We start from the raw sequence: 19570 nt of genomic DNA on the forward strand, positions 1-19570 counted from the left end.
TGGGGCCGCTGCGCAGCCCAGCGGGAGCAAGCTCCCTCACCACAGGGGCATTCAGTACAGATCGACCGGGTCTACATCCAGCGACCATCGCACTTGGCGGCCGCTGGGCATTTGCTCCAGAGCAAGCAACCAGCTACTTAATAACCGATGCAGCGGGGCGCGGGACGTTGCCTGCAAGAGTAGCTGAGCGCGATACCGCCCGGCGCGGCGTTCCATGGGCGCCGGCACGGGGCCGAGCAACTCGATGCCGCTCAGACCCAGCTCTGCAAGCAAACGTTCGGCGGCGCTGCAGGCTTCGTCGAGAAAGCTTTCGGCCTGGCCCGGTTTATGCGCCTCGGCGCGCAGCAGCGCCAAGTGCGCAAACGGCGGCAGCCCGGCGGCGCGGCGCTCGCTTAACGCCTGCTCGGCAAAGGCAAAGTAACCTTGCTCGGTCAGTTGAATCAGCAGCGGGTGGTCGGCCAGGTGCGTCTGGATAATCACTCGTCCCGGCTCCTCGGCCCGCCCGGCGCGGCCGGCGACCTGCACGATCAGCTGCGCCATGCGCTCGCTGGCGCGGAAGTCACCGGAGAATAAACCACCGTCGGCGTCCAAAATCGACACCAGGGTCACCCGTGGGAAGTGATGCCCTTTGGCAAGCATCTGCGTGCCGACCAGAATGCACGGTTGGCCCTTCTGGATGGTGGCGAACAATTGGTTCATCGCGTCTTTGCGCGACGTGCTGTCGCGGTCCACCCGCAGCACCGGGTAATCCGGGAACAGAATGCCCAGGCGCTCTTCGGCGCGCTCGGTGCCGGCCCCGACCGGGCGCAGGTCGACCTTGCCGCATTGTGGGCAGTGGCGCGGCACAGGCTCCACATGGCCGCAGTGGTGGCAGCGCAGTTCGCCGTAGCGCTGGTGCACGGTCATGCGCGCATCGCAGCGCTCGCATTCGGACATCCAGCCGCAGTCATGGCACAACAGCGTCGGCGCAAAACCGCGTCGGTTAAGGAACACCAGGACTTGCTGGCCGGCCGCCAGCGTCTGGCCGATGGCTTGCTGCATCGGGCCGGAAATACCGCTGTCCAGCGGCCGGCTTTTTACATCCAGGCGTAGGAAGCGCGGTTGCTTGGCGCCCCCTGCGCGCTCATTCAGGCGTAGCAGGCCATAACGACCGGTGTAGGCGTTATGCAGGCTTTCCAGGGAAGGCGTCGCCGAACCCAGCACAATCGGGATGTCTTCCTGGCGCGCGCGCACCAGTGCCAGGTCGCGGGCGTGGTAGCGCAGGCCTTCCTGCTGTTTGTACGAGCCGTCGTGTTCTTCGTCGATGATGATCAGCCCCGGGTTTTTCATCGGGGTGAACAGCGCCGAGCGGGTGCCGATAATAATGTCGGCTTCGCCGTCCCGCGCAGCCAGCCAAGACTCCAGGCGCTCACGGTCGTTGACCGCCGAGTGCACCAGGGCGATGCGGGCGTTGAAGCGCTGTTCGAAACGCGCCAGGGTCTGCGGACCGAGGTTGATCTCGGGGATCAGCACCAGCGCCTGTTTGCCGGCTTGCAGGGTTTCGCGGATCAGCTGCAAATAGACTTCGGTTTTGCCGCTGCCGGTGACCCCGGCCAGCAGGAACGCGTGGAAACTGTCGAACCCGGCGCGGATCGCTTCATACGCGGCGCGCTGTTCGGGGTTCAGCGGCAGCTCCGGCTGGGCCAGCCAGTGTTCATGGCGCGGCTCGGGGGCGTGCTTGCGAATTTCCACCTGCACCAGGCCTTTGGCGAGCAACAGGTCGAGGCTGTCCTTGCTCAGCATCAGCTTGCTCAAAAGCTGATGGGCGACGCCGTGTGGATGCTGCGCCAGGGTGGCCAATGCTTCGCGCTGGCGCGGGGCGCGGGCGATGCGCGGGTCGTCGAGGCGTGCGTCGGGCGCCATCGACCAGAAGCGATCCTGGCGCGCTTCGGCCAGTTCGCCCTGGCGCAGCAGCACCGGCAGCGCCCAGCTCAAGGTGTCGCCCAGGCTGTGCTGGTAATACTGCGCGGTCCACAGGCACAGCTTGAACAGCGCGGGCGGCAGTGGCGCAGTGGCGTCGAGAATGGCGATGGCCGGCTTGAGCTTCTCGGCGGGCACTTCGCTGTGGTCGCTGACTTCCACCAGGATGCCGATCATCTCCCTGCGCCCGAACGGCACGCGCACGCGCATGCCTGGCTCTAACTGCGCACGCGACACGCCGTCCGGGGCGCGGTAATCGAACAGACGGCGCAGGGGCGAGGGCAGGGCTAGGCGCAAAATGGCGTCGGGCACGCGGGGAGTCTCATCTATAAAAAGGCAGGCGGTGGCGCAAGGGCGGGAGCCTAGCAGACCGGCGGTGGGGGTGTCCCGTCTCTGATATTGGAATCGGGTCGTCAGAACACTGCGGTCCCATTAGGGCTAATGAATCGCGGCTTTTTTCTGATGAAAGGGAGTTTTCAGCCATTACCGCCGCTTGCGCGTTTAAAAAGGTCTGGTAGAATTCGCGGCCTAATTACGTGCGGTATTCGACAATAGTGTCGAGTGGCGGCACGCTAGCCCGAGGAAGTGCCATGAAAGCCGATATCCATCCAGCGTACGAAGAAATCGCAGTTACCTGCAGCTGCGGCAACGCGTTCCATACCCGTTCGACCCTGGGCAAGCCACTGGGTACTGACGTATGCAATGCGTGCCACCCGTTCTACACCGGTAAGCAGAAAACTCTGGACACCGGCGGCCGTGTACAGCGCTTCGCAGATCGCTTTGGTGCTTTCGGCAAGAAGCCTGCTGCTACTCCAGCAGAGTAAGGCCAAAAAGCCTTATGGGCTTTTACCAGCTGTTGAAAAAGGCGTCCCTTGCGGGCGCCTTTTTTGTGCCTGCGATTTGCTGCGCTGCCGCCCAGGCCCAGGCGTTCTGCCCAGCGCCGGCTTCGGTGGCGCATGTACAAGTACAGCGCGTGGTGGATGGCGATACCGTGCGCCTCAAAGACGGCCGCAGCGTGCGGATGATCGGCGTGAACGCACCGGAAACCGGCAAGAAGGGGCGCGCTGACGAACCGTTTGCGGTCGCCGCCCGTCAACGCTTGCAGGCTTTGGTAGAGGCCAGCGAGGGGCGTGTGGGGCTGGTGCAGGGCCGCGAGGGCAAAGATCGCTATGGGCGAACCCTGGCGCATCTCTACGGCGCCGACGGCGAGAACCTGGAGGCGCAATTGCTCAGCGAAGGCCTGGGCTTGCAGGTGGGCGTTGCGCCAAACGTCGACCTCGTTGCCTGCCAGCAGGCGGCTGAAAACGCTGCGCGCCAGGCGCGGCTGGGGCTATGGCGCCAATCGCCGCTGCAGCCGGTGGCGCAACTCAGGCAATCGGGCTTTGCCCTGGTCAGTGGCCGGGTCAGCAAGGTCGAACGCAATCGCGGCGGAGTCTGGATTGAAGTGCAGGGGGCGCTGGTATTACGTATTGCACCTGATCGGGTCCGCCTATTCGATAGCGCCGGGCTGAATGGTCTGCAAGGCAAGACAATTGAGGCGCGAGGTTGGGTGCAGGACCGCTCCAGGCGCGGCGGGCTGAAAAACGCTCAGGCGCGCTGGCTGATGCCGCTCACCGATTCCAGCATGCTCAGATTGGCCCAATAATAAAAATAATTGTAGACATTTTTTAAGCTGATTGTGAACAGTCAAGCCCTTGTATCCCGTGGCTTTAGACTAAAGTACGCCGCTGCGGGGCCTTGACACCTGTGACTGACCAGTCTTGTAGGGGCTTTACGACACGCGTATCCTCGGCGGTCCGTCGACCAACAGTAAAAGCGGAATGCCGATATGTCTGATTTGAAAACTGCCGCTCTCGAATATCATGCCAATCCTCGTCCAGGAAAGCTGAGTGTAGAGCTCACCAAAGCCACTGCCACCGCCCGTGATCTGGCGCTGGCCTACAGCCCTGGCGTTGCCGAGCCCGTACGTGAAATCGCCCGCGACCCCGAGCTGGCTTACAAGTACACCGGCAAGGGCAACCTGGTTGCAGTGATTTCTGATGGCACCGCGATCCTGGGTCTGGGTAACCTCGGCCCATTGGCTTCCAAGCCGGTCATGGAAGGCAAGGGCGTGCTGTTCAAGCGCTTTGCTGGCATCGACGTTTTCGACATCGAAGTCGACTCCGAAAGCCCGCAGGCTTTCATCGACACCGTCAAGCGCATTTCCATCACCTTCGGTGGCATCAACCTGGAAGACATCAAGGCACCTGAGTGCTTCGAGATCGAAAAGGCTCTGATCGAGCAGTGCGACATCCCGGTATTCCACGATGACCAGCACGGCACCGCAATCGTTACCGCGGCCGGTATGATCAACGCCCTGGAAATCGCCGGCAAAACCCTGGGCGAGGCGAAAATCGTCTGCCTGGGCGCAGGTGCCGCAGCTATTTCCTGCATGAAGCTGATCATCAGCATGGGCGCCAAGCTGGAAAACATCTACATGGTCGACAGCAAGGGCGTGATCCAGTCCGAGCGTACCGACCTGAACCAGTACAAGGCGATGTTCGCCCACCCGTCCTCCAAGCGCACACTGGCTGATGCCCTCAACGGTGCCGACGTGTTCGTCGGCCTGTCCGGCCCGAACCTGCTGAGCGCCGAAGGCCTGAAGTCGATGGCACCGAACCCGATCGTGTTCGCCTGCTCCAACCCAGACCCGGAAATCTCGCCGGAGCTGGCACACGCCACCCGCAGCGACGTGATCATGGCCACCGGCCGTTCGGACTACCCGAACCAAGTCAACAACGTGCTGGGTTTCCCGTTCATCTTCCGGGGTGCCCTGGACGTCCGCGCCAAGCGCATCAACGAAGAGATGAAGGTAGCGGCCGCCAACGCCTTGCGTGAACTGGCCAAACTGCCGGTGCCGCAGGACGTATGCGACGCCTACGGTGGCGCCAAGCTGGAATTCGGTCGTGAGTACATCATTCCGAAACCAATGGATAAGCGCCTGATCACCCTGATCTCCGATGCTGTGGCCAAGGCTGCAATCGAGACCGGTGTGGCGACCCTGCCGTATCCGAAGAACTACCCGCTCAAAAGCGTGGATGATGTGTTCAACGGCTAACCGCAGCCCCATAAAAAACCCCGGCTCTGAGCCGGGGTTTTTTTATGGGGAAGTTTCAAGCTGCAAGTTTAAGAGCGGCCATCGCAGCTCTTTTCTTGCCGCTTGTCGCCGACAGCTTGCCGCTCTCTAGAAGAGATCAATCGGTGCGCCTTCGTCCGCCGGCAGCGGGCTGCCCGGCGCAACCCCGTTGCCCAGCTCGTTGACCGACGGCGGCGTGTCTTCGCTCTTGAACAGTTCGAAGTACGCGTTCGGCGTGCTTGGCGAAGCCGCCCGGCCACTTACCGGGTCGATGCGCAGGCTGAGAATGCCTTCCGGCTCCGGCTGGGTGTGCAGCGGCTTGTCCTTCAAGGCCGCGCCCATGTAACTCATCCAGATTGGCAGCGCGACGGTGCCACCGAATTCGCGACGGCCCAGGCTTTCCGGCTGGTCGTAACCGGTCCATACGGTCGTCACGTAATCGCCGTTGTAGCCGGAGAACCAAGCATCCTTGGATTCGTTGGTGGTACCGGTCTTGCCGGCGATGTCCGCACGGCCAAGGGCCAGTGCACGCCGGCCGGTACCCTTCTTGATCACGTCTTGCAGGATGCTGTTGAGGATGTAGGTGGTGCGGCCATCCACGATGCGCTCGGCCACCGCCGGTGCCTGCGGCTCGGTCGGTGCGGGGGCGTTTGCGGCAGGCGTGCCTGGCGTCGACTCGATGGTGATACCGCCGTTGCTCGGCGCGGCGAGACCATCGGCTGCCGCTACGCCATTGACCACATCGCCGGGTACCCGTGGCGGGTTGGCGGTGAACAGCGTGTCGCCATTACGGCTTTCGATCTTGTCGATCAGGTACGGCGAGATCTTGTAGCCGCCGTTGGCAAAGGTGCTCCAGCCGGTTGCAATTTCCATTGGCGTGAGGGTCGCGGTACCCAGGGCCAGGGACAGGTTTGGCGGCAGGTCGGACTTGGCGAAGCCGAAGCGGGTCATGTAGTCGATGGTCTTGCCCACGCCCATCGCCTGCAGCAGGCGGATCGACACCAGGTTGCGCGACTTGTACAAAGCCTCGCGGATGCGGATTGGGCCGAGGAAGGTGTTGGTATCGTTCTTCGGGCGCCAGACCTTGTCCAGGTACTCATCGACGAACACGATCGGTGCGTCGTTGACCAGGCTGGCGGCGGTATAGCCGTTATCCAGTGCGGCGCTGTAGACGAATGGCTTGAAGCTCGAGCCCGGCTGGCGCTTGGCCTGGATGGCGCGGTTGTAGTTGCTCTGCTCGAAGGCGAAGCCGCCGACCAGGGCACGGATCGCACCATTTTGTGGGTCGAGGGATACCAGAGCGCCCTGGGCGACCGGTACCTGGCTGAATTTCAGGCTGTCATCCGGCTGGCGTTGCACGCGGATCAAATCACCCACCTGTGCCACATCGGACGGCTGCTTGGGCATGGGGCCCATGCTGTTGGTGTTCAGGAAAGGGCGCGCCCATTTCATGCTGTCCCACGCCACATGCGCTTCGCCGGTACGGGTCAGTACTTGCACGCCGTCTTTCTTCACCTGGGTGACGATGGCCGGTTCCAGGCCGCTGATCGCGCGTTGTTTGCTCAGCTCGGTGGTCCAGGCGCTCAGAGTCTTGCCCGGCAGACGCGATTCAGGGCCGCGATAACCGTGGCGCTGGTCATAGGTGATCAGGCCCTCGTGCAGTGAATTGTTGGCAATTTCCTGCAAGTTGCTTGGCACGGTGGTGGTGACGCGGAAACCTTCGGTGTAGGCCTCGCTGCCATACCGGCCGACCATCTCGGCGCGCGCCATTTCGGCGATATACGGCGCGTTCACTTCCGGCGTCGGCACGTGATAGCTGGCGTTCAACGGTTCGGCCACGGCGCTTTCGTAAGCTGCCTGGTCGATTTTGCCGAGCTTGTACATGCGCCCCAGGATCCAATCGCGACGTTCTTTGCTGCGCGCCGGGTTGGCCAAGGGGTTGAAGCGCGACGGCGCCTTGGGCAGGCCGGCGATCATCGCCATCTGCGCCAGGCTGGCATCACGAATCGACTTGCCGTAGTACACCTGGGACGCCGCCTCGATGCCGTAGGCGCGGTTGCCCAGGTAAATCTTGTTGACGTACAGCTCGAGAATTTCGTCCTTGGTCAACTGACGTTCGATTTGCAGCGCCAGCAGGATCTCGGTGGCTTTACGCGAAAAACTGCGCTCGCTGGTGAGGAAGAAATTCTTCGCCACCTGCATGGTGATGGTGCTGCCGCCGGACTGAATGTGTCCGCTTTTTACCAACTGCGTGGCGGCTCGCACCAGGCTGCCGGGGTCGACACCGTAGTGATTGGCGAAATTATCGTCTTCTGCCGACAGCAATGCGTTGATGAAATTGGGCGGAATGTCGGCGAAACGGATCGGGGTGCGGCGCATTTCGCCGAACTCCGCGATCAGTTTTTCATCGCTGCTGTAGACCCGCAAAGGAATCTGCAACTGGATACTTCTGAGAGCCTCTACGGAGGGCAAACCCGGACTAAGGTAGAGGTAGGCCCCGCTGAGTACGAGCAGCAGCCCGCAAACGATCGCGACAATGGAGTACCCGAAAAACTTCAGCAGACGAATCAAGGCTTTTGGATTTCCAGAGAAAAGAAAGAGTTATGCGTCGGGGCATGCATGGCAAACGATGGATCGACCCGGGCAGCAGAGAAAAAGCGGGAAAAAACGCTGGGCATTAAAGCATTTTCGCTTTCGGGCGTCATTCACGCGGCTTAAACGAGGCGACCGAATGCACGCTGCCCGGCGGCAATCAGGCGGTAAGACAGGCAAAGCTTTAGGGAGTTTTATGAAAAACGGATTTTTCAGGCGCAAACTCGACGTCGCCCTCGGCGTTGATATCAATGACCAGGGGATCAAGCTGGTCGAACTGGGCCGTTCGGCGCAGGGTTTCAGTATTCAGGGATATGTCACCCAGGTATTGCCGGCGCATGCGGTGGTCGATGGCACATTGCTCGACCTCGAAGGCGTGGGGCGGGCGTTGCACCAGGCGTTATCCCGGCTGCACGGTTGTGCCAGGCAGGCGGCCGTGGCGGTCTCCGGCCCTTCGGTCATTACCCAAGTGATCGAACTGGACGCGGGCCTGGGCGACGAGGAAATGACCTGGCAGATACAAATGGAGGCCGACCAGTACATTCCTTATCCATTGGACGAGGTCGCCATCGATTTTCAGGTGCGCGGCCCGTCACCCCAGGAAGCGGGGCGGGTCGAAGTGTTGCTGGCGGCATGCCTGCGTGAGCAGGTCGAGGTCCGCGAGGCGGTCTTGGGCCTGGCCGGGCTGGTGACAAGGGTGGTGGATGTCGAAGCATTTGCATTGGAGCGCGCTTGCCGTCAGGATTTTGCCAGCTTCACGCCGGGTCATCGAGTCGATGGCGCACAATGGGCCGCCGATGCCCACGGGATGGGAGTGGCTTGCGGGTTGGCCCTGAGGAGTTTCGCTGGATGACACGAATCAATCTTTTGCCCTGGCGCCGGGCGCTGGCGGAGCGGCGCCGCAAATACTTCCTGGTGTTGTTGCTGGCGTTTGCCTGCCTGGCGCTCGCGGCAGTGTGGCTGGCCGATCAAGTGATCGATCAGGCGATCGACCGCCAGGTAACCCGCAATATCCGCCTGGACGGGGATGTCGCCGTGCATGACTCACGGATCAAGACCATCGACGACCTGCAGGAGCGCAGCCAGCAATTGGCGCAGCGCATGAAGGTTGTACAGGACCTGCACGACGCCCGCTCTTCCGGCGCCCGGCTGTTCGACCAGTTGGCGCGCGCGATGCCCGATGGCGTTCATCTGCATGAAGTAGTGGCGAGCGGCGACACGCTCAGCATCCGCGGCAGCGCGGACAGCAACCAGGATATCGCCCAGTTGATGCGTCGGTTGGAGGCGTCGCAAGGCGGCCACTCCGCGCGGCTCGAGCGTGTGCGTGCAGAGGGAGCGCGCGGCGATCATGAGTTTCAACTGATGGTGCGCCAGGGGGAAACCATCGAGGCGCAACCATGAGCCTGCCCAGGCTCGACTTTTCCGCACTTTCCTACAACGCTGCAAAATGGCCCTGGCCTGCAAGGGTCCTGCTTGGCTGCGCGCTGGCCGGCGTGGTGTTGTTGATAGGCGAGCTGTTGTACCTGGGGCCTTCGCGGGAGCGATTGCACGGGTTCCAGGCGCGGGAACAGGCGCTGCAGAGGCAGCTTGAAGAAAACGCCGGTTTGGCCGCCCAGCTTGAGGTGTACACCGAGCAGGTCAGGGTGATGGAAGAGGCTGTCGCGGGCCTTCAAGGCCAGTTGTCCGGCGAGTTTGCAGTGCCGGCCTTGCTTGAAGATATCGCTCGGCTGGCGGTTGCCAAAGGCGTATGGGTCGAGGCCGTTGCGGTACTGGATGAAGCGTCGCAGCCGTTCCTTATCGAGCAGCCCTTACAGATTGGCATCACCGGGGCGTATCACGACCTGGCGGCGTTCGTCAGTGCCCTGGGTGGGTTGCCGCGCATCGTCACGGTGCATGACGTGGCATTGCGCCCTGAGGGGGCCTTGTTACGTCTTGACCTGCTGGCCAAGGCCTATCGAAGTGTGTCCCAGGTGCGCAAGTCGCCCCAGGCAGTCGTTCCGGCCCCGCGCTTTGTTTATGACGCAACCTCCCTGCGCGACCCGTTTCAACGCCCTGCCTTGCAGCCGGCTTACACGCCTGGGCGACCGGCCCTGGCTCCGGATCTCGCTCGACCCCGCGGGCTGCTGGAGAGCATTGCAATCGACCAGTTCCACATGGTCGGTACGCTGTCGGGCGGTGGACAGACCTTCGCGTTGTTGCGCGCCGGGTCAACAGTGCATCGGCTGGCGGTCGGTGACTACCTCGGGCCGGATCACGGCCAGGTCATGTCCATCCAGGACGGTCATGTCGAACTGGTCGAACGCTTTCCCGATGAACGGGGCCTCTGGCTGGAGCGCCCGCGAACCCTGGTTCTGAACGTCAACTCATAACGGAATTAAAAAATGAAAAGGATTTTATCGTCCTTCGGTGTGGCGCTATGGATAGCGTTCACGGCTCCGATGGCTACCGCTGTACCCAATCGTCTCGACCTGATCCACCTGCCGCCTCCTGCAAGCTCATCGTCGGTCGGCTACACGGGCGACAAACTGAACCTGAATTTCCAAAACATCGATTTGCGCGCGGCTTTGCAGCAAATCGCCGACGTCGCAGGCCTCAATCTGGTGGCCGGTGACGAGGTGCAGGGTTCAATCACCCTGCGGCTCAAGGAGGTGCCCTGGGACCATGCCCTGGACCTCGTGCTGCAAGCCAAGGGTTTGGACAAGCGGGTGAAGGCCGGCGTATTGCTGGTTGCCCCGGCCGATGAGTTGGCCGCTCGCGAGTTGCTGACGCTCGAAGCGCACAAGCAGATGGCCGATCTGGCGCCGTTACGCCGGGAGTTGCTGCAGGTCAACTATGCCAAGGCAGCGGACCTGGCCAAACTGTTCCAGTCGGTAACCGGCTTTGAAGGCACTACCGACGAGCGCGGCTCGGTATCGGTGGACGACCGCACCAACAATATCATCGCCTACCAGACCGCAGAGCGGCTGGAGGAACTGCGGCGAATCGTAGCGCAGTTGGACGTTCCGGTGCGCCAGGTGATGATCGAGGCGCGCATTGTCGAGGCCAACGTCGATTACGACAAAAGCCTGGGTGCGCGTTGGGGCGGGCGGCTCAATCGCGGCAATTGGAGCGCCGGCGGTGCCCCCAAACCCTCGGCGGAGGGCGCGCAGTCACCGCAGAACTCACCCAGTTCACCCTTTGTCGACCTGGGGTCGCTGACCGGCACCTCCGGCCTCGGGCTCGCCTTTATCACCGACAACCTGCTGCTGGACCTTGAGCTGACCGCCATGGAAAAGTCCGGCAACGGCGAAATCGTCTCACAGCCAAAGGTCGTCACCTCGGACAAGGAAACCGCCCGTATCCTCAAGGGCACCGAGATTCCCTACCAGGAATCCACGTCCCAGGGCGCTACCTCGGTGTCGTTCAAAGAAGCCTCGCTGTCATTGGAGGTCACGCCGCAGATCACTCCCGATGATCATGTGATCATGGTGGTCAAAGTCACCAAGGACGAGCCCGACTATTTGAACAAACTCAACGACGTTCCGCCGATCAAGAAAAACGAGGTCAACGCCAAGGTCCTGGTCAAGGATGGCGAGACCATTGTCATCGGCGGGGTTTTCTCCAATACCCAAAGCAAAGTGGTAGATAAAGTGCCATTTTTAGGCGATGTGCCGTATCTTGGCCGCCTTTTCCGGCGCGATGTGCGGGCAGAGAAAAAATCCGAGCTGCTGGTATTCCTGACTCCGCGTATCATGAATAACCAGGCGATTGCTGTGAGTCGTTGATTCTGTGCGAAATTTGATTCTTGTAGGGCCGATGGGGGCTGGAAAAAGCACCATCGGCCGTTTGCTGGCCAAAGAGCTGCGCCTGCCGTTCAAAGATTCCGACAAGGAAATTGAATTGCGCACGGGTGCCAATATCCCATGGATCTTCGATAAGGAAGGCGAACTGGGCTTTCGTGACCGCGAGCAGGCAATGATTGCCGAGCTGTGCGGCTGCGACGGCGTGGTATTGGCCACCGGTGGTGGCGCGGTGATGCGCGATGAAAATCGTCGCGCCCTGTATGCCGGCGGTCGGGTGGTGTACCTGCATGCCTCGGTCGAGCAACAGGTGGGCCGCACCGCCCGTGATCGCAATCGCCCGCTGCTGCGCACGGCCAACCCGGAAAAAACCCTGCGGGACCTGCTTGCGCTGCGCGATCCGCTGTATCGGGAAATCGCCGATCTGGTGGTGGAAACCGATGAACGGCCGCCTCGAATGGTGGTGCTCGACATTCTTGAGCGCCTGCAGCGGCTACCACCCCGTTAAAGCCTGGCCGCAAATGCGCTATTCTCGGCGGCGCGCCATGACCTCGCGGGGTATGGCGCAGAGCCATCAGGCAACGTCTGATCCAGGCGTTACCGGTTGTCAAAATATCTTCAACGCGGGGACACATGCAGACACTTAAGGTCGATCTAGGCGAGCGCAGCTACCCGATCCATATTGGCGAAGGCCTGTTGGACCAGCCCGAGCTGCTCGCACCGCATATTGCCGGTCGGCAAGTGGCGATCATCTCCAACGAAACGGTGGCGCCGCTGTATCTCGAGCGTCTGAGCCGCAGCCTGGCGGCATACTCGGTGATCTCTGTGATCCTGCCCGACGGCGAAGCCCACAAGAACTGGGAAACCCTGCAACTGATCTTCGATGGCCTGCTGAGCGCACGGCATGACCGCCGCACCACCGTGGTCGCCCTGGGCGGCGGTGTGATCGGCGACATGGCCGGTTTTGCGGCCGCCTGTTACCAGCGTGGCGTGGACTTTATCCAGGTGCCGACCACGCTGCTGTCCCAGGTCGACTCGTCGGTGGGCGGCAAGACCGGTATCAACCACCCGCTGGGCAAGAATATGGTCGGCGCGTTCTATCAGCCGCAGGCCGTGCTGATCGACACCGCAACCCTCAACACCCTGCCACCCCGCGAGCTGTCGGCGGGCCTGGCGGAAGTCATCAAGTACGGGCTGATCTGCGACGAGCCCTTCCTGACCTGGCTGGAAGAACACATGGACGCCCTGCGCGCCCTCGATCAGGTGGCGCTCACCGAAGCGATTTCCCGCTCCTGCGCGGCCAAGGCGCTGGTGGTGAATGCCGACGAACGGGAGTCCGGTGTACGGGCTACCCTGAACCTGGGCCACACCTTCGGCCATGCGATCGAAACGCACATGGGCTATGGTGTGTGGCTGCATGGGGAGGCCGTAGCGACTGGCACCGTGATGGCATTGGAGATGTCGCAGCGCCTGGGCTGGATCAGCGCCCAGGAGCGTGACCGAGGTATCCGTCTGTTCCTGCGCGCCGGTTTGCCGGTGATTCCGCCGTCTGAAATGACCGAGGCGGATTTCCTGGAGCACATGGCGATAGACAAGAAAGTGATCGACGGTCGACTGCGGCTGGTGCTGTTGCGCCACATGGGCGAAGCGGTGGTGACCGACGATTATCCGAAAGAGATTTTACAGGCCACGCTGGGAGCGGATTACCGCGCCCTGGCCCAGCTTAAAGGTTAATAAGATCCCGATGACTAGTTTGCATGCCGACGAGGCGTTCCTCGGCCATTACCACCTGAGCCACGACCCGTTCGCTGCGCGGGTGCCTGGTTTCAAATTCTTCCCTGCCCAGCGCAAGCCGGTACTGGGGCAATTGCACCATCTCGCGCGCTACAGCCAGTTGCTGCTGGTGGTCACGGGGCCGTTGGGCAGCGGCAAAACCTTGCTGCGCCAGGCGCTGGTGGCCAGTACCAACAAGCAATCGGTGCAGAGCGTGGTTGTTTCGGCCCGTGGCGCCGGTGATGCGGCCGGTGTATTGCGCCAGGTGGCGCAGGCGTTGGACGTCGCCAACGCTGAGCCGAACGCGATTCTCAAGCAGGTGGTGCAACTGGGCCTGACCGGCCAGGAAGTCTATCTGCTGGTGGATGACGCCGAGCAACTCGAGGAATCCGCCCTCGAAGCGCTGTTGGCGCTGGCGGCGGGTACGCCCGAAGGTCGTCCCCATGTGTTCCTGTTTGGTGAGTCGTCGCTGATCGCCGATCTGGAACAGATCAGCGGTGATCAAGAGCTGTTCCACGTTATCGAATTGCAGCCGTACGAAGAAGAAGAGACGCGTGAATACCTGGCTCAGCGCCTCGAAGGCGCAGGGGCGGGTATCGAACTTTTCTCCGCTGCGCAGATCTCTGATATTCACGAAAGCTCCGATGGCTGGCCTGGCAACATCAATCAGGTTGCCCGCGATGCATTGATCGAAGCCATGATTGCCAGCCGCTCCGCGGTCAAGCGTCCAAAGATGGGGTTTACTATGCCTAAGAAGCACGTATTGGCTATTTCCGCCGTTGTCGTGGTCGCTGTTGCCGCCGCCTGGTTGATTCCAGGTCGCAGCAAGGCCCCGGCCACCGCCGGCGCGCCAACCGAACAGGCGCAGTTGCCACTGGGCAAGCCCACGCCAAATGTCGAATTCGCCAATTCCGGCCAACCGACCAACCTGCCGATGGTCGGCCAACCTGTCATGCGCGGCCCGCTGGCTGAAGAAGCCGGTGGCATCTCCGAAGGCGACGATGGCGTACCGGTGGAAGGTTCCAGCGCGACGCCGCCGACCGTGACCACCACCGCGCCACCTACGGGCGTCCCTGCCGGTACGCCAGCGGCTCCGGCGGCTCCGGCTGCACCCGTTGCGCCAGTTGCCAAGCCGACCCCCGCGCCGACGGTTGCCACAGCCAAGCCTGCGCCGGTCGCCAAGCCCGCTCCAGCGCCAGCGGCCAAGCCTGCTGAAAAACCTGCCGCCACCGTTGCCAAGGCCGGGGCCGCCGGCAGCAGCTGGTACAGCAGCCAGCCCACCGGCAACTTCGTGGTGCAGATCCTCGGCACCAGCTCCGAGGCCAACGCCCAGGCGTTCGTCAAAGAGCAGGGCGGCCAGTACCGTTATTTCAAGAAAGTGCTCAACGGCAAGCCTCTCTACGTGATCACCTACGGCAGCTTCCCAAGCCGCGCCGCAGCCGATTCCGCCATCAAGGCCTTGCCAGCGAAGGTTCAGGCTGGTAAACCTTGGCCTCGCACTGTTGCCAGCGTTCAACAAGAACTGGCCACAACTCGCTGAAGATCCGGCGGCCTTACCCAGGCCGCCCTCCCGGCACCTCAAAAAAATCGCATGGCGTGCAGCTTCCCGGAAGCCGCGCGCTTTGTGGTGTCTGCGTCACAGTAGCTTTTGAGTCGTAGCGGTCAGAATTAAAAAAGTTTTGACTAGCACAGCATATCGCTTTAAACCTTTCATAAATGCGACATAGATTTGCGACATTTCGTCGCTAAATTTGTGAGCGTCTGTGGCGGTGTGTACAATGACCTCCCTTTTGCCCCCGCTAAGCCGGCGTACGTTCGGCGTGGAAGGTAACCGGTTGAATTAAAAAGAAATTTGCCTCGATATAAGAGGCAGCCTGGTGAGAAAGTGTCTATGAAAGCAGGTCTGTACCAACCCGATGAATTCAAGGATAACTGCGGTTTCGGCCTGATAGCCCACATGCAGGGCGAGCCCAGTCATACCCTTTTGCAAACGGCCATCGAGGCCCTGACCTGCATGACCCACCGCGGTGGGATCAACGCCGACGGCAAGACCGGTGACGGCTGCGGCTTGCTGATTCAAAAGCCCGACCAGTTCCTGCGCGCCGTTGCCAAAGAGCAGTTCGCAGTCGAGCTGCCCAAGCAGTACGCCGTGGGCATGGTGTTCTTCAACCAGGACCCGGCCAAAGCCGAAGCCGCTCGCGAGAACATGAACAGCGAGATCACCGCCGCCGGCCTGCAACTCGTCGGCTGGCGCAAAGTGCCTATCGATACCAGCGTACTCGGCCGCCTGGCCCTGGAGCGTCTGCCGCAGATCGAACAAGTGTTCATCGCAGGTGACGGCCTGAGCGACCAGGACATGGCGATCAAGCTGTTCACCTCCCGTCGTCGTTCGTCGGTGCTCAATGCCGCCGACACCGACCACTACATCTGCAGTTTTTCCCACAAGACCATCATTTATAAAGGCCTGATGATGCCGGCGGACCTCACCGCCTTCTATCCGGACCTGAGCGATGAGCGCCTGCAAACCGCGATCTGCGTGTTCCACCAGCGCTTCTCCACCAACACCCTGCCGAAATGGCCGCTGGCCCAGCCGTTCCGCTTCCTCGCCCACAACGGCGAGATCAACACCATCACCGGCAACCGCAACTGGGCCGTGGCCCGTCGCACCAAGTTCGCCAATGATCTGATGGACCTGGAAGAGCTTGGCCCGCTGGTCAACCGCGTGGGTTCGGACTCCTCCAGCATGGACAACATGCTCGAGCTGATGGTCACCGGCGGCATCGACCTGTTCCGTGGCGTGCGCATGATCATTCCGCCAGCGTGGCAGAACGTCGAGACCATGGACCCGGATCTGCGCGCGTTCTATGAATACAACTCGATGCACATGGAGCCGTGGGACGGCCCGGCCGGCGTGGTCATGACCGACGGCCGCTACGCCGTCTGCCTGCTCGACCGCAACGGCCTGCGCCCGGCGCGTTGGGTCACCACCACCAACGGCTTCATTACCCTCGCCTCGGAAATCGGCGTGTGGAACTACAAGCCCGAAGACGTGATAGCCAAAGGCCGCGTAGGCCCTGGCCAGATTCTCGCCGTGGACACCGAAACCGGGCAGATCCTCGACACCGACGCGATCGACAACCGCCTGAAGTCCCGTCACCCCTACAAGCAATGGCTGCGCAAGAACGCCCTGCGTATCCAGGCGACCATGGAAGACAACGACCACGGGTCGGCTTTCTACGACGTCGATCAGCTCAAGCAATACATGAAGATGTACCAGGTCACGTTCGAAGAGCGCGACCAGGTGCTGCGCCCGCTCGGCGAGCAAGGCTACGAAGCGGTCGGCTCCATGGGCGACGACACGCCGATGGCTGTGCTGTCCCAGCGTGTGCGCACGCCGTACGACTACTTCCGCCAGCAGTTCGCCCAGGTGACCAACCCACCGATCGATCCGCTGCGCGAAGCGATCGTGATGTCGCTGGAAGTGTGCCTCGGTGCCGAGCGCAACATTTTCCAGGAATCGCCGGAGCATGCTTCCCGGGTGATCCTCAGCTCGCCGGTCATTTCCCCGGCCAAGTGGCGCTCGTTGATGACCCTGGAACGTCCAGGCTTCGAGCGCCAGATCATCGACCTGAACTACGACGAGAGCCTCGGCCTTGAAGCCGCTGTGCGCAACGTCGCCGACCAGGCCGAAGAAGCGGTGCGCGCAGGTCGTACCCAGATCGTGTTGACCGACCGTCATATCGCCCCAGGCAAGCTGCCGATCCATGCCTCCCTGGCGACGGGCGCGGTGCATCACCGCCTGACTGAAAAAGGCCTGCGCTGCGATTCGAATATCCTCGTGGAAACCGCCACCGCCCGTGACCCGCATCACTTCGCGGTGCTGATCGGCTTCGGTGCCTCGGCGGTCTATCCGTTCCTCGCGTACGAAGTGCTCGGCGACCTGATTCGTACCGGTGAAGTGCTGGGCGACCTCTACGAAGTGTTCAAGAACTACCGTAAAGGCATCACCAAAGGCCTGTTGAAGATCCTGTCGAAGATGGGTATCTCCACCGTCACGTCCTACCGCGGCGCTCAATTGTTCGAAGCCATCGGCCTGTCCGAAGAAGTCTGCGAGCTGAGCTTTCGTGGCGTGCCGAGTCGCATCAAGGGCGCGCGTTTCGTCGATATCGAAGCCGAACAGAAAGCCCTGGCGGCCGAAGCCTGGAGCGCGCGCAAGCCGATCCAGCAAGGCGGCCTGCTCAAGTTCGTGCACGGTGGTGAATATCACGCCTACAACCCGGACGTGGTCAGCACCCTGCAAGCCGCCGTGCAGCAGGGCGACTATGCCAAGTTCAAGGAATACACGAGCCTGGTGGATAACCGCCCGGTGTCGATGATCCGCGACCTGTTCAAGGTGAAAACCCTGGACACGCCGTTGGCCATCAGCGAAATCGAGCCGCTGGAATCGATCCTCAAGCGCTTTGACTCCGCCGGTATCTCCCTGGGAGCGCTGTCGCCCGAGGCCCACGAAGCCCTGGCCGAAGCGATGAACCGCCTGGGCGCGCGTTCCAACTCCGGCGAAGGCGGTGAAGACCCGGCGCGCTACGGCACGCTCAAGAGCTCGAAAATCAAGCAGGTTGCTACCGGTCGTTTCGGTGTGACTCCGGAATACCTGGTCAACGCCGAAGTGCTGCAGATCAAGGTGGCCCAGGGCGCCAAGCCGGGTGAAGGCGGCCAGCTGCCAGGCGGCAAGGTCAATGGCCTGATCGCCAAGCTGCGTTACGCCGTACCGGGTGTGACGTTGATTTCGCCACCGCCGCACCATGACATTTACTCGATTGAAGACTTGTCGCAGCTCATTTTCGACCTCAAACAAGTCAACCCGCAGGCTCTGGTCTCGGTGAAACTGGTGGCGGAAGCCGGCGTCGGCACCATCGCCGCCGGCGTCGCCAAGGCCTATGCCGACCTGATCACCATCTCCGGCTACGACGGCGGCACCGGCGCTTCGCCGCTGACCTCGATCAAGTACGCCGGTGCGCCGTGGGAACTGGGCCTGGCCGAAACCCACCAGACCCTGCGCGGCAACGACCTGCGCGGCAAGGTTCGCGTGCAGACCGACGGCGGCCTGAAAACCGGCCTCGACGTCATCAAGGCCGCGATCCTCGGCGCCGAAAGCTTCGGTTTCGGCACCGCGCCGATGATCGCCCTGGGCTGCAAATACCTGCGCATCTGCCACCTGAACAACTGCGCTACTGGCGTCGCCACTCAGAACGAGAAGCTGCGCAAGGATCACTACATCGGCACCGTCGACATGGTGGTGAACTTCTTCACCTACGTCGCCGAAGAAACCCGTGAGTGGCTGGCCAAGCTGGGCGTACGCTCGCTGGAAGAGCTGATTGGGCGTACCGACTTGCTGGACATCCTCCAGGGCCAGACCGCCAAGCAACAGCACCTGGACCTGACGCCGCTGTTGGGCAGCGATCATATCCCGGCGGACAAGCCACAGTTCTGCCAGGTCGAGCGCAACCCGCCGTTCGATAAAGGCCTGTTGGCCGAGAAAATGGTCGACATGGCCGGTTCCTCGATCAATGACGCCAGCGGTGGCGAATTTGCTTTGGATATCTGCAACTGCGACCGTTCCATCGGTGCACGCATCTCCGGCGAAATCGCGCGCAAGCACGGCAACCAGGGCATGGCGAAAGCGCCGATCACCTTCCGCTTCAAGGGCACTGCGGGTCAGAGCTTCGGCGTATGGAACGCCGGCGGCCTGCACATGTACCTCGAAGGCGACGCCAACGACTACGTGGGCAAGGGCATGACCGGTGGCAAGCTGGTGATCGTTCCCCCTGAAGGCAGCGTCTACAAGAGCCAGGACAGTGCCATCATCGGCAACACCTGCTTGTACGGCGCCACCGGTGGCAAGCTGTTCGCCGCTGGTACCGCCGGTGAGCGTTTCGCCGTGCGTAACTCCGGTGCCCACACCGTGGTGGAAGGCACCGGCGATCACTGCTGCGAGTACATGACCGGTGGCTTTGTCGCCGTATTGGGCAAGACCGGTTACAACTTCGGTTCGGGCATGACCGGCGGTTTCGCCTACGTGCTCGACCAGGACAACACCTTCGTCGACAAGGTCAACCACGAGTTGGTCGAGATCCAGCGCATCAGCGGCGAAGCCATGGAATCCTACCGCAACCACTTGCAGCATGTGCTGGACGAGTATGTTGAGGAAACCGGCAGCGAATGGGGTCGTAACCTCGCCGAGAACCTCGATGACTACCTGCGTCGTTTTTGGTTGGTCAAGCCCAAGGCTGCCAACTTGAAATCGTTGCTTTCCAGCATCCGTGCCAACCCGCAGTGATATGCGCCTGAAGAG

At 61.9% G+C, this 19570-nt stretch carries 13 protein-coding genes; 11 read left to right on the forward strand and 2 right to left on the reverse strand.

Going from position 1 to position 19570, the window contains the following annotated elements:
- Window positions 1-51 precede the first annotated feature (51 nt).
- Complete coding sequence (locus Q1V60_RS24630; protein ID WP_300635714.1) at window positions 52-2271, reverse strand: primosomal protein N'; 2220 nt, start codon at window positions 2269-2271, stop codon at window positions 52-54.
- Window positions 2272-2549: 278 nt separating this feature from the next.
- On the opposite strand from Q1V60_RS24630, the gene rpmE reads away from it, so the two are divergent.
- The 3 genes from rpmE (at window position 2550) to Q1V60_RS24645 (ending at window position 5056) form a co-directional block, all read left to right on the forward strand.
- The gene (gene rpmE, locus Q1V60_RS24635; protein WP_300635715.1) at window positions 2550-2783 is read left to right on the forward strand and encodes a 50S ribosomal protein L31; all 234 of its coding nucleotides are present in this window, start codon (window positions 2550-2552) and stop codon (window positions 2781-2783) included.
- 14 nt (window positions 2784-2797) lie between these two features.
- Window positions 2798-3604, forward strand: coding sequence for a thermonuclease family protein (locus Q1V60_RS24640; protein ID WP_300635716.1), 807 nt, complete (start codon window positions 2798-2800; stop codon window positions 3602-3604).
- Between the two features lie 183 nt (window positions 3605-3787).
- On the forward strand, window positions 3788-5056 hold the full coding sequence (locus tag Q1V60_RS24645) for a malic enzyme-like NAD(P)-binding protein (protein WP_300635717.1): 1269 nt from the start codon (window positions 3788-3790) through the stop codon (window positions 5054-5056).
- Between the two features lie 126 nt (window positions 5057-5182).
- Here Q1V60_RS24645 and Q1V60_RS24650 read toward each other — a convergent pair whose 3' ends face one another.
- Window positions 5183-7645, reverse strand: a complete 2463-nt coding sequence (locus tag Q1V60_RS24650; protein ID WP_300635719.1) for a penicillin-binding protein 1A — start codon at window positions 7643-7645, stop codon at window positions 5183-5185.
- Between the two features lie 217 nt (window positions 7646-7862).
- Between Q1V60_RS24650 and pilM the strand changes: the two genes are divergently transcribed.
- The 8 genes from pilM (at window position 7863) to gltB (ending at window position 19555) form a co-directional block, all read left to right on the forward strand.
- Window positions 7863-8519 carry a type IV pilus assembly protein PilM gene (gene pilM / locus Q1V60_RS24655; RefSeq protein ID WP_300635721.1) on the forward strand — a complete coding sequence of 219 codons (657 nt, stop codon included), beginning with the start codon at window positions 7863-7865 and terminating at the stop codon, window positions 8517-8519.
- A complete protein-coding gene (locus Q1V60_RS24660; protein WP_300635723.1) occupies window positions 8516-9067 on the forward strand; it encodes a PilN domain-containing protein in 552 nt (183 codons plus the stop codon). The genes pilM and Q1V60_RS24660 overlap by 4 nt, the downstream gene beginning before the upstream one ends.
- On the forward strand, window positions 9064-10035 hold the full coding sequence (locus Q1V60_RS24665; protein WP_300635725.1) for a pilus assembly protein PilP: 972 nt from the start codon (window positions 9064-9066) through the stop codon (window positions 10033-10035). Before Q1V60_RS24660 ends, Q1V60_RS24665 begins: the two co-directional genes overlap by 4 nt.
- 69 nt (window positions 10036-10104) lie before the next feature.
- Window positions 10105-11430, forward strand: a complete 1326-nt coding sequence (locus tag Q1V60_RS24670) for a type IV pilus secretin PilQ family protein (RefSeq protein ID WP_300635786.1) — start codon at window positions 10105-10107, stop codon at window positions 11428-11430.
- Window positions 11431-11434: 4 nt separating this feature from the next.
- On the forward strand, window positions 11435-11953 hold the full coding sequence (gene aroK, locus Q1V60_RS24675; protein ID WP_005784043.1) for a shikimate kinase AroK: 519 nt from the start codon (window positions 11435-11437) through the stop codon (window positions 11951-11953).
- A gap of 125 nt (window positions 11954-12078) precedes the next feature.
- Window positions 12079-13179: a 3-dehydroquinate synthase gene (aroB, locus tag Q1V60_RS24680; RefSeq protein WP_300635728.1), complete on the forward strand. Its 1101-nt coding sequence runs from the start codon at window positions 12079-12081 to the stop codon at window positions 13177-13179.
- A gap of 10 nt (window positions 13180-13189) precedes the next feature.
- Window positions 13190-14758 carry an AAA family ATPase gene (locus tag Q1V60_RS24685; protein ID WP_300635730.1) on the forward strand — a complete coding sequence of 523 codons (1569 nt, stop codon included), beginning with the start codon at window positions 13190-13192 and terminating at the stop codon, window positions 14756-14758.
- A gap of 351 nt (window positions 14759-15109) precedes the next feature.
- The gene (gene gltB, locus Q1V60_RS24690) at window positions 15110-19555 is read left to right on the forward strand and encodes a glutamate synthase large subunit (protein WP_300635732.1); all 4446 of its coding nucleotides are present in this window, start codon (window positions 15110-15112) and stop codon (window positions 19553-19555) included.
- Window positions 19556-19570 lie beyond the last annotated feature (15 nt).

The organism is Pseudomonas sp. (assembly GCF_030147005.1).
GTDB lineage: Bacteria > Pseudomonadota > Gammaproteobacteria > Pseudomonadales > Pseudomonadaceae > Aquipseudomonas.

Coding starts and splice junctions, on each gene's coding strand:
- rpmE (WP_300635715.1), top strand. CDS start 2,550: ATGAAAGCCGATATCCATCCAGCGTACGAAGAAATCGCAGTTACCTGC.
- Q1V60_RS24640 (WP_300635716.1), top strand. CDS start 2,798: ATGGGCTTTTACCAGCTGTTGAAAAAGGCGTCCCTTGCGGGCGCCTTT.
- Q1V60_RS24645 (WP_300635717.1), top strand. CDS start 3,788: ATGTCTGATTTGAAAACTGCCGCTCTCGAATATCATGCCAATCCTCGT.
- pilM (WP_300635721.1), top strand. CDS start 7,863: ATGAAAAACGGATTTTTCAGGCGCAAACTCGACGTCGCCCTCGGCGTT.
- Q1V60_RS24660 (WP_300635723.1), top strand. CDS start 8,516: ATGACACGAATCAATCTTTTGCCCTGGCGCCGGGCGCTGGCGGAGCGG.
- Q1V60_RS24665 (WP_300635725.1), top strand. CDS start 9,064: ATGAGCCTGCCCAGGCTCGACTTTTCCGCACTTTCCTACAACGCTGCA.
- Q1V60_RS24670 (WP_300635786.1), top strand. CDS start 10,105: ATGGCTACCGCTGTACCCAATCGTCTCGACCTGATCCACCTGCCGCCT.
- aroB (WP_300635728.1), top strand. CDS start 12,079: ATGCAGACACTTAAGGTCGATCTAGGCGAGCGCAGCTACCCGATCCAT.
- Q1V60_RS24685 (WP_300635730.1), top strand. CDS start 13,190: ATGACTAGTTTGCATGCCGACGAGGCGTTCCTCGGCCATTACCACCTG.
- gltB (WP_300635732.1), top strand. CDS start 15,110: ATGAAAGCAGGTCTGTACCAACCCGATGAATTCAAGGATAACTGCGGT.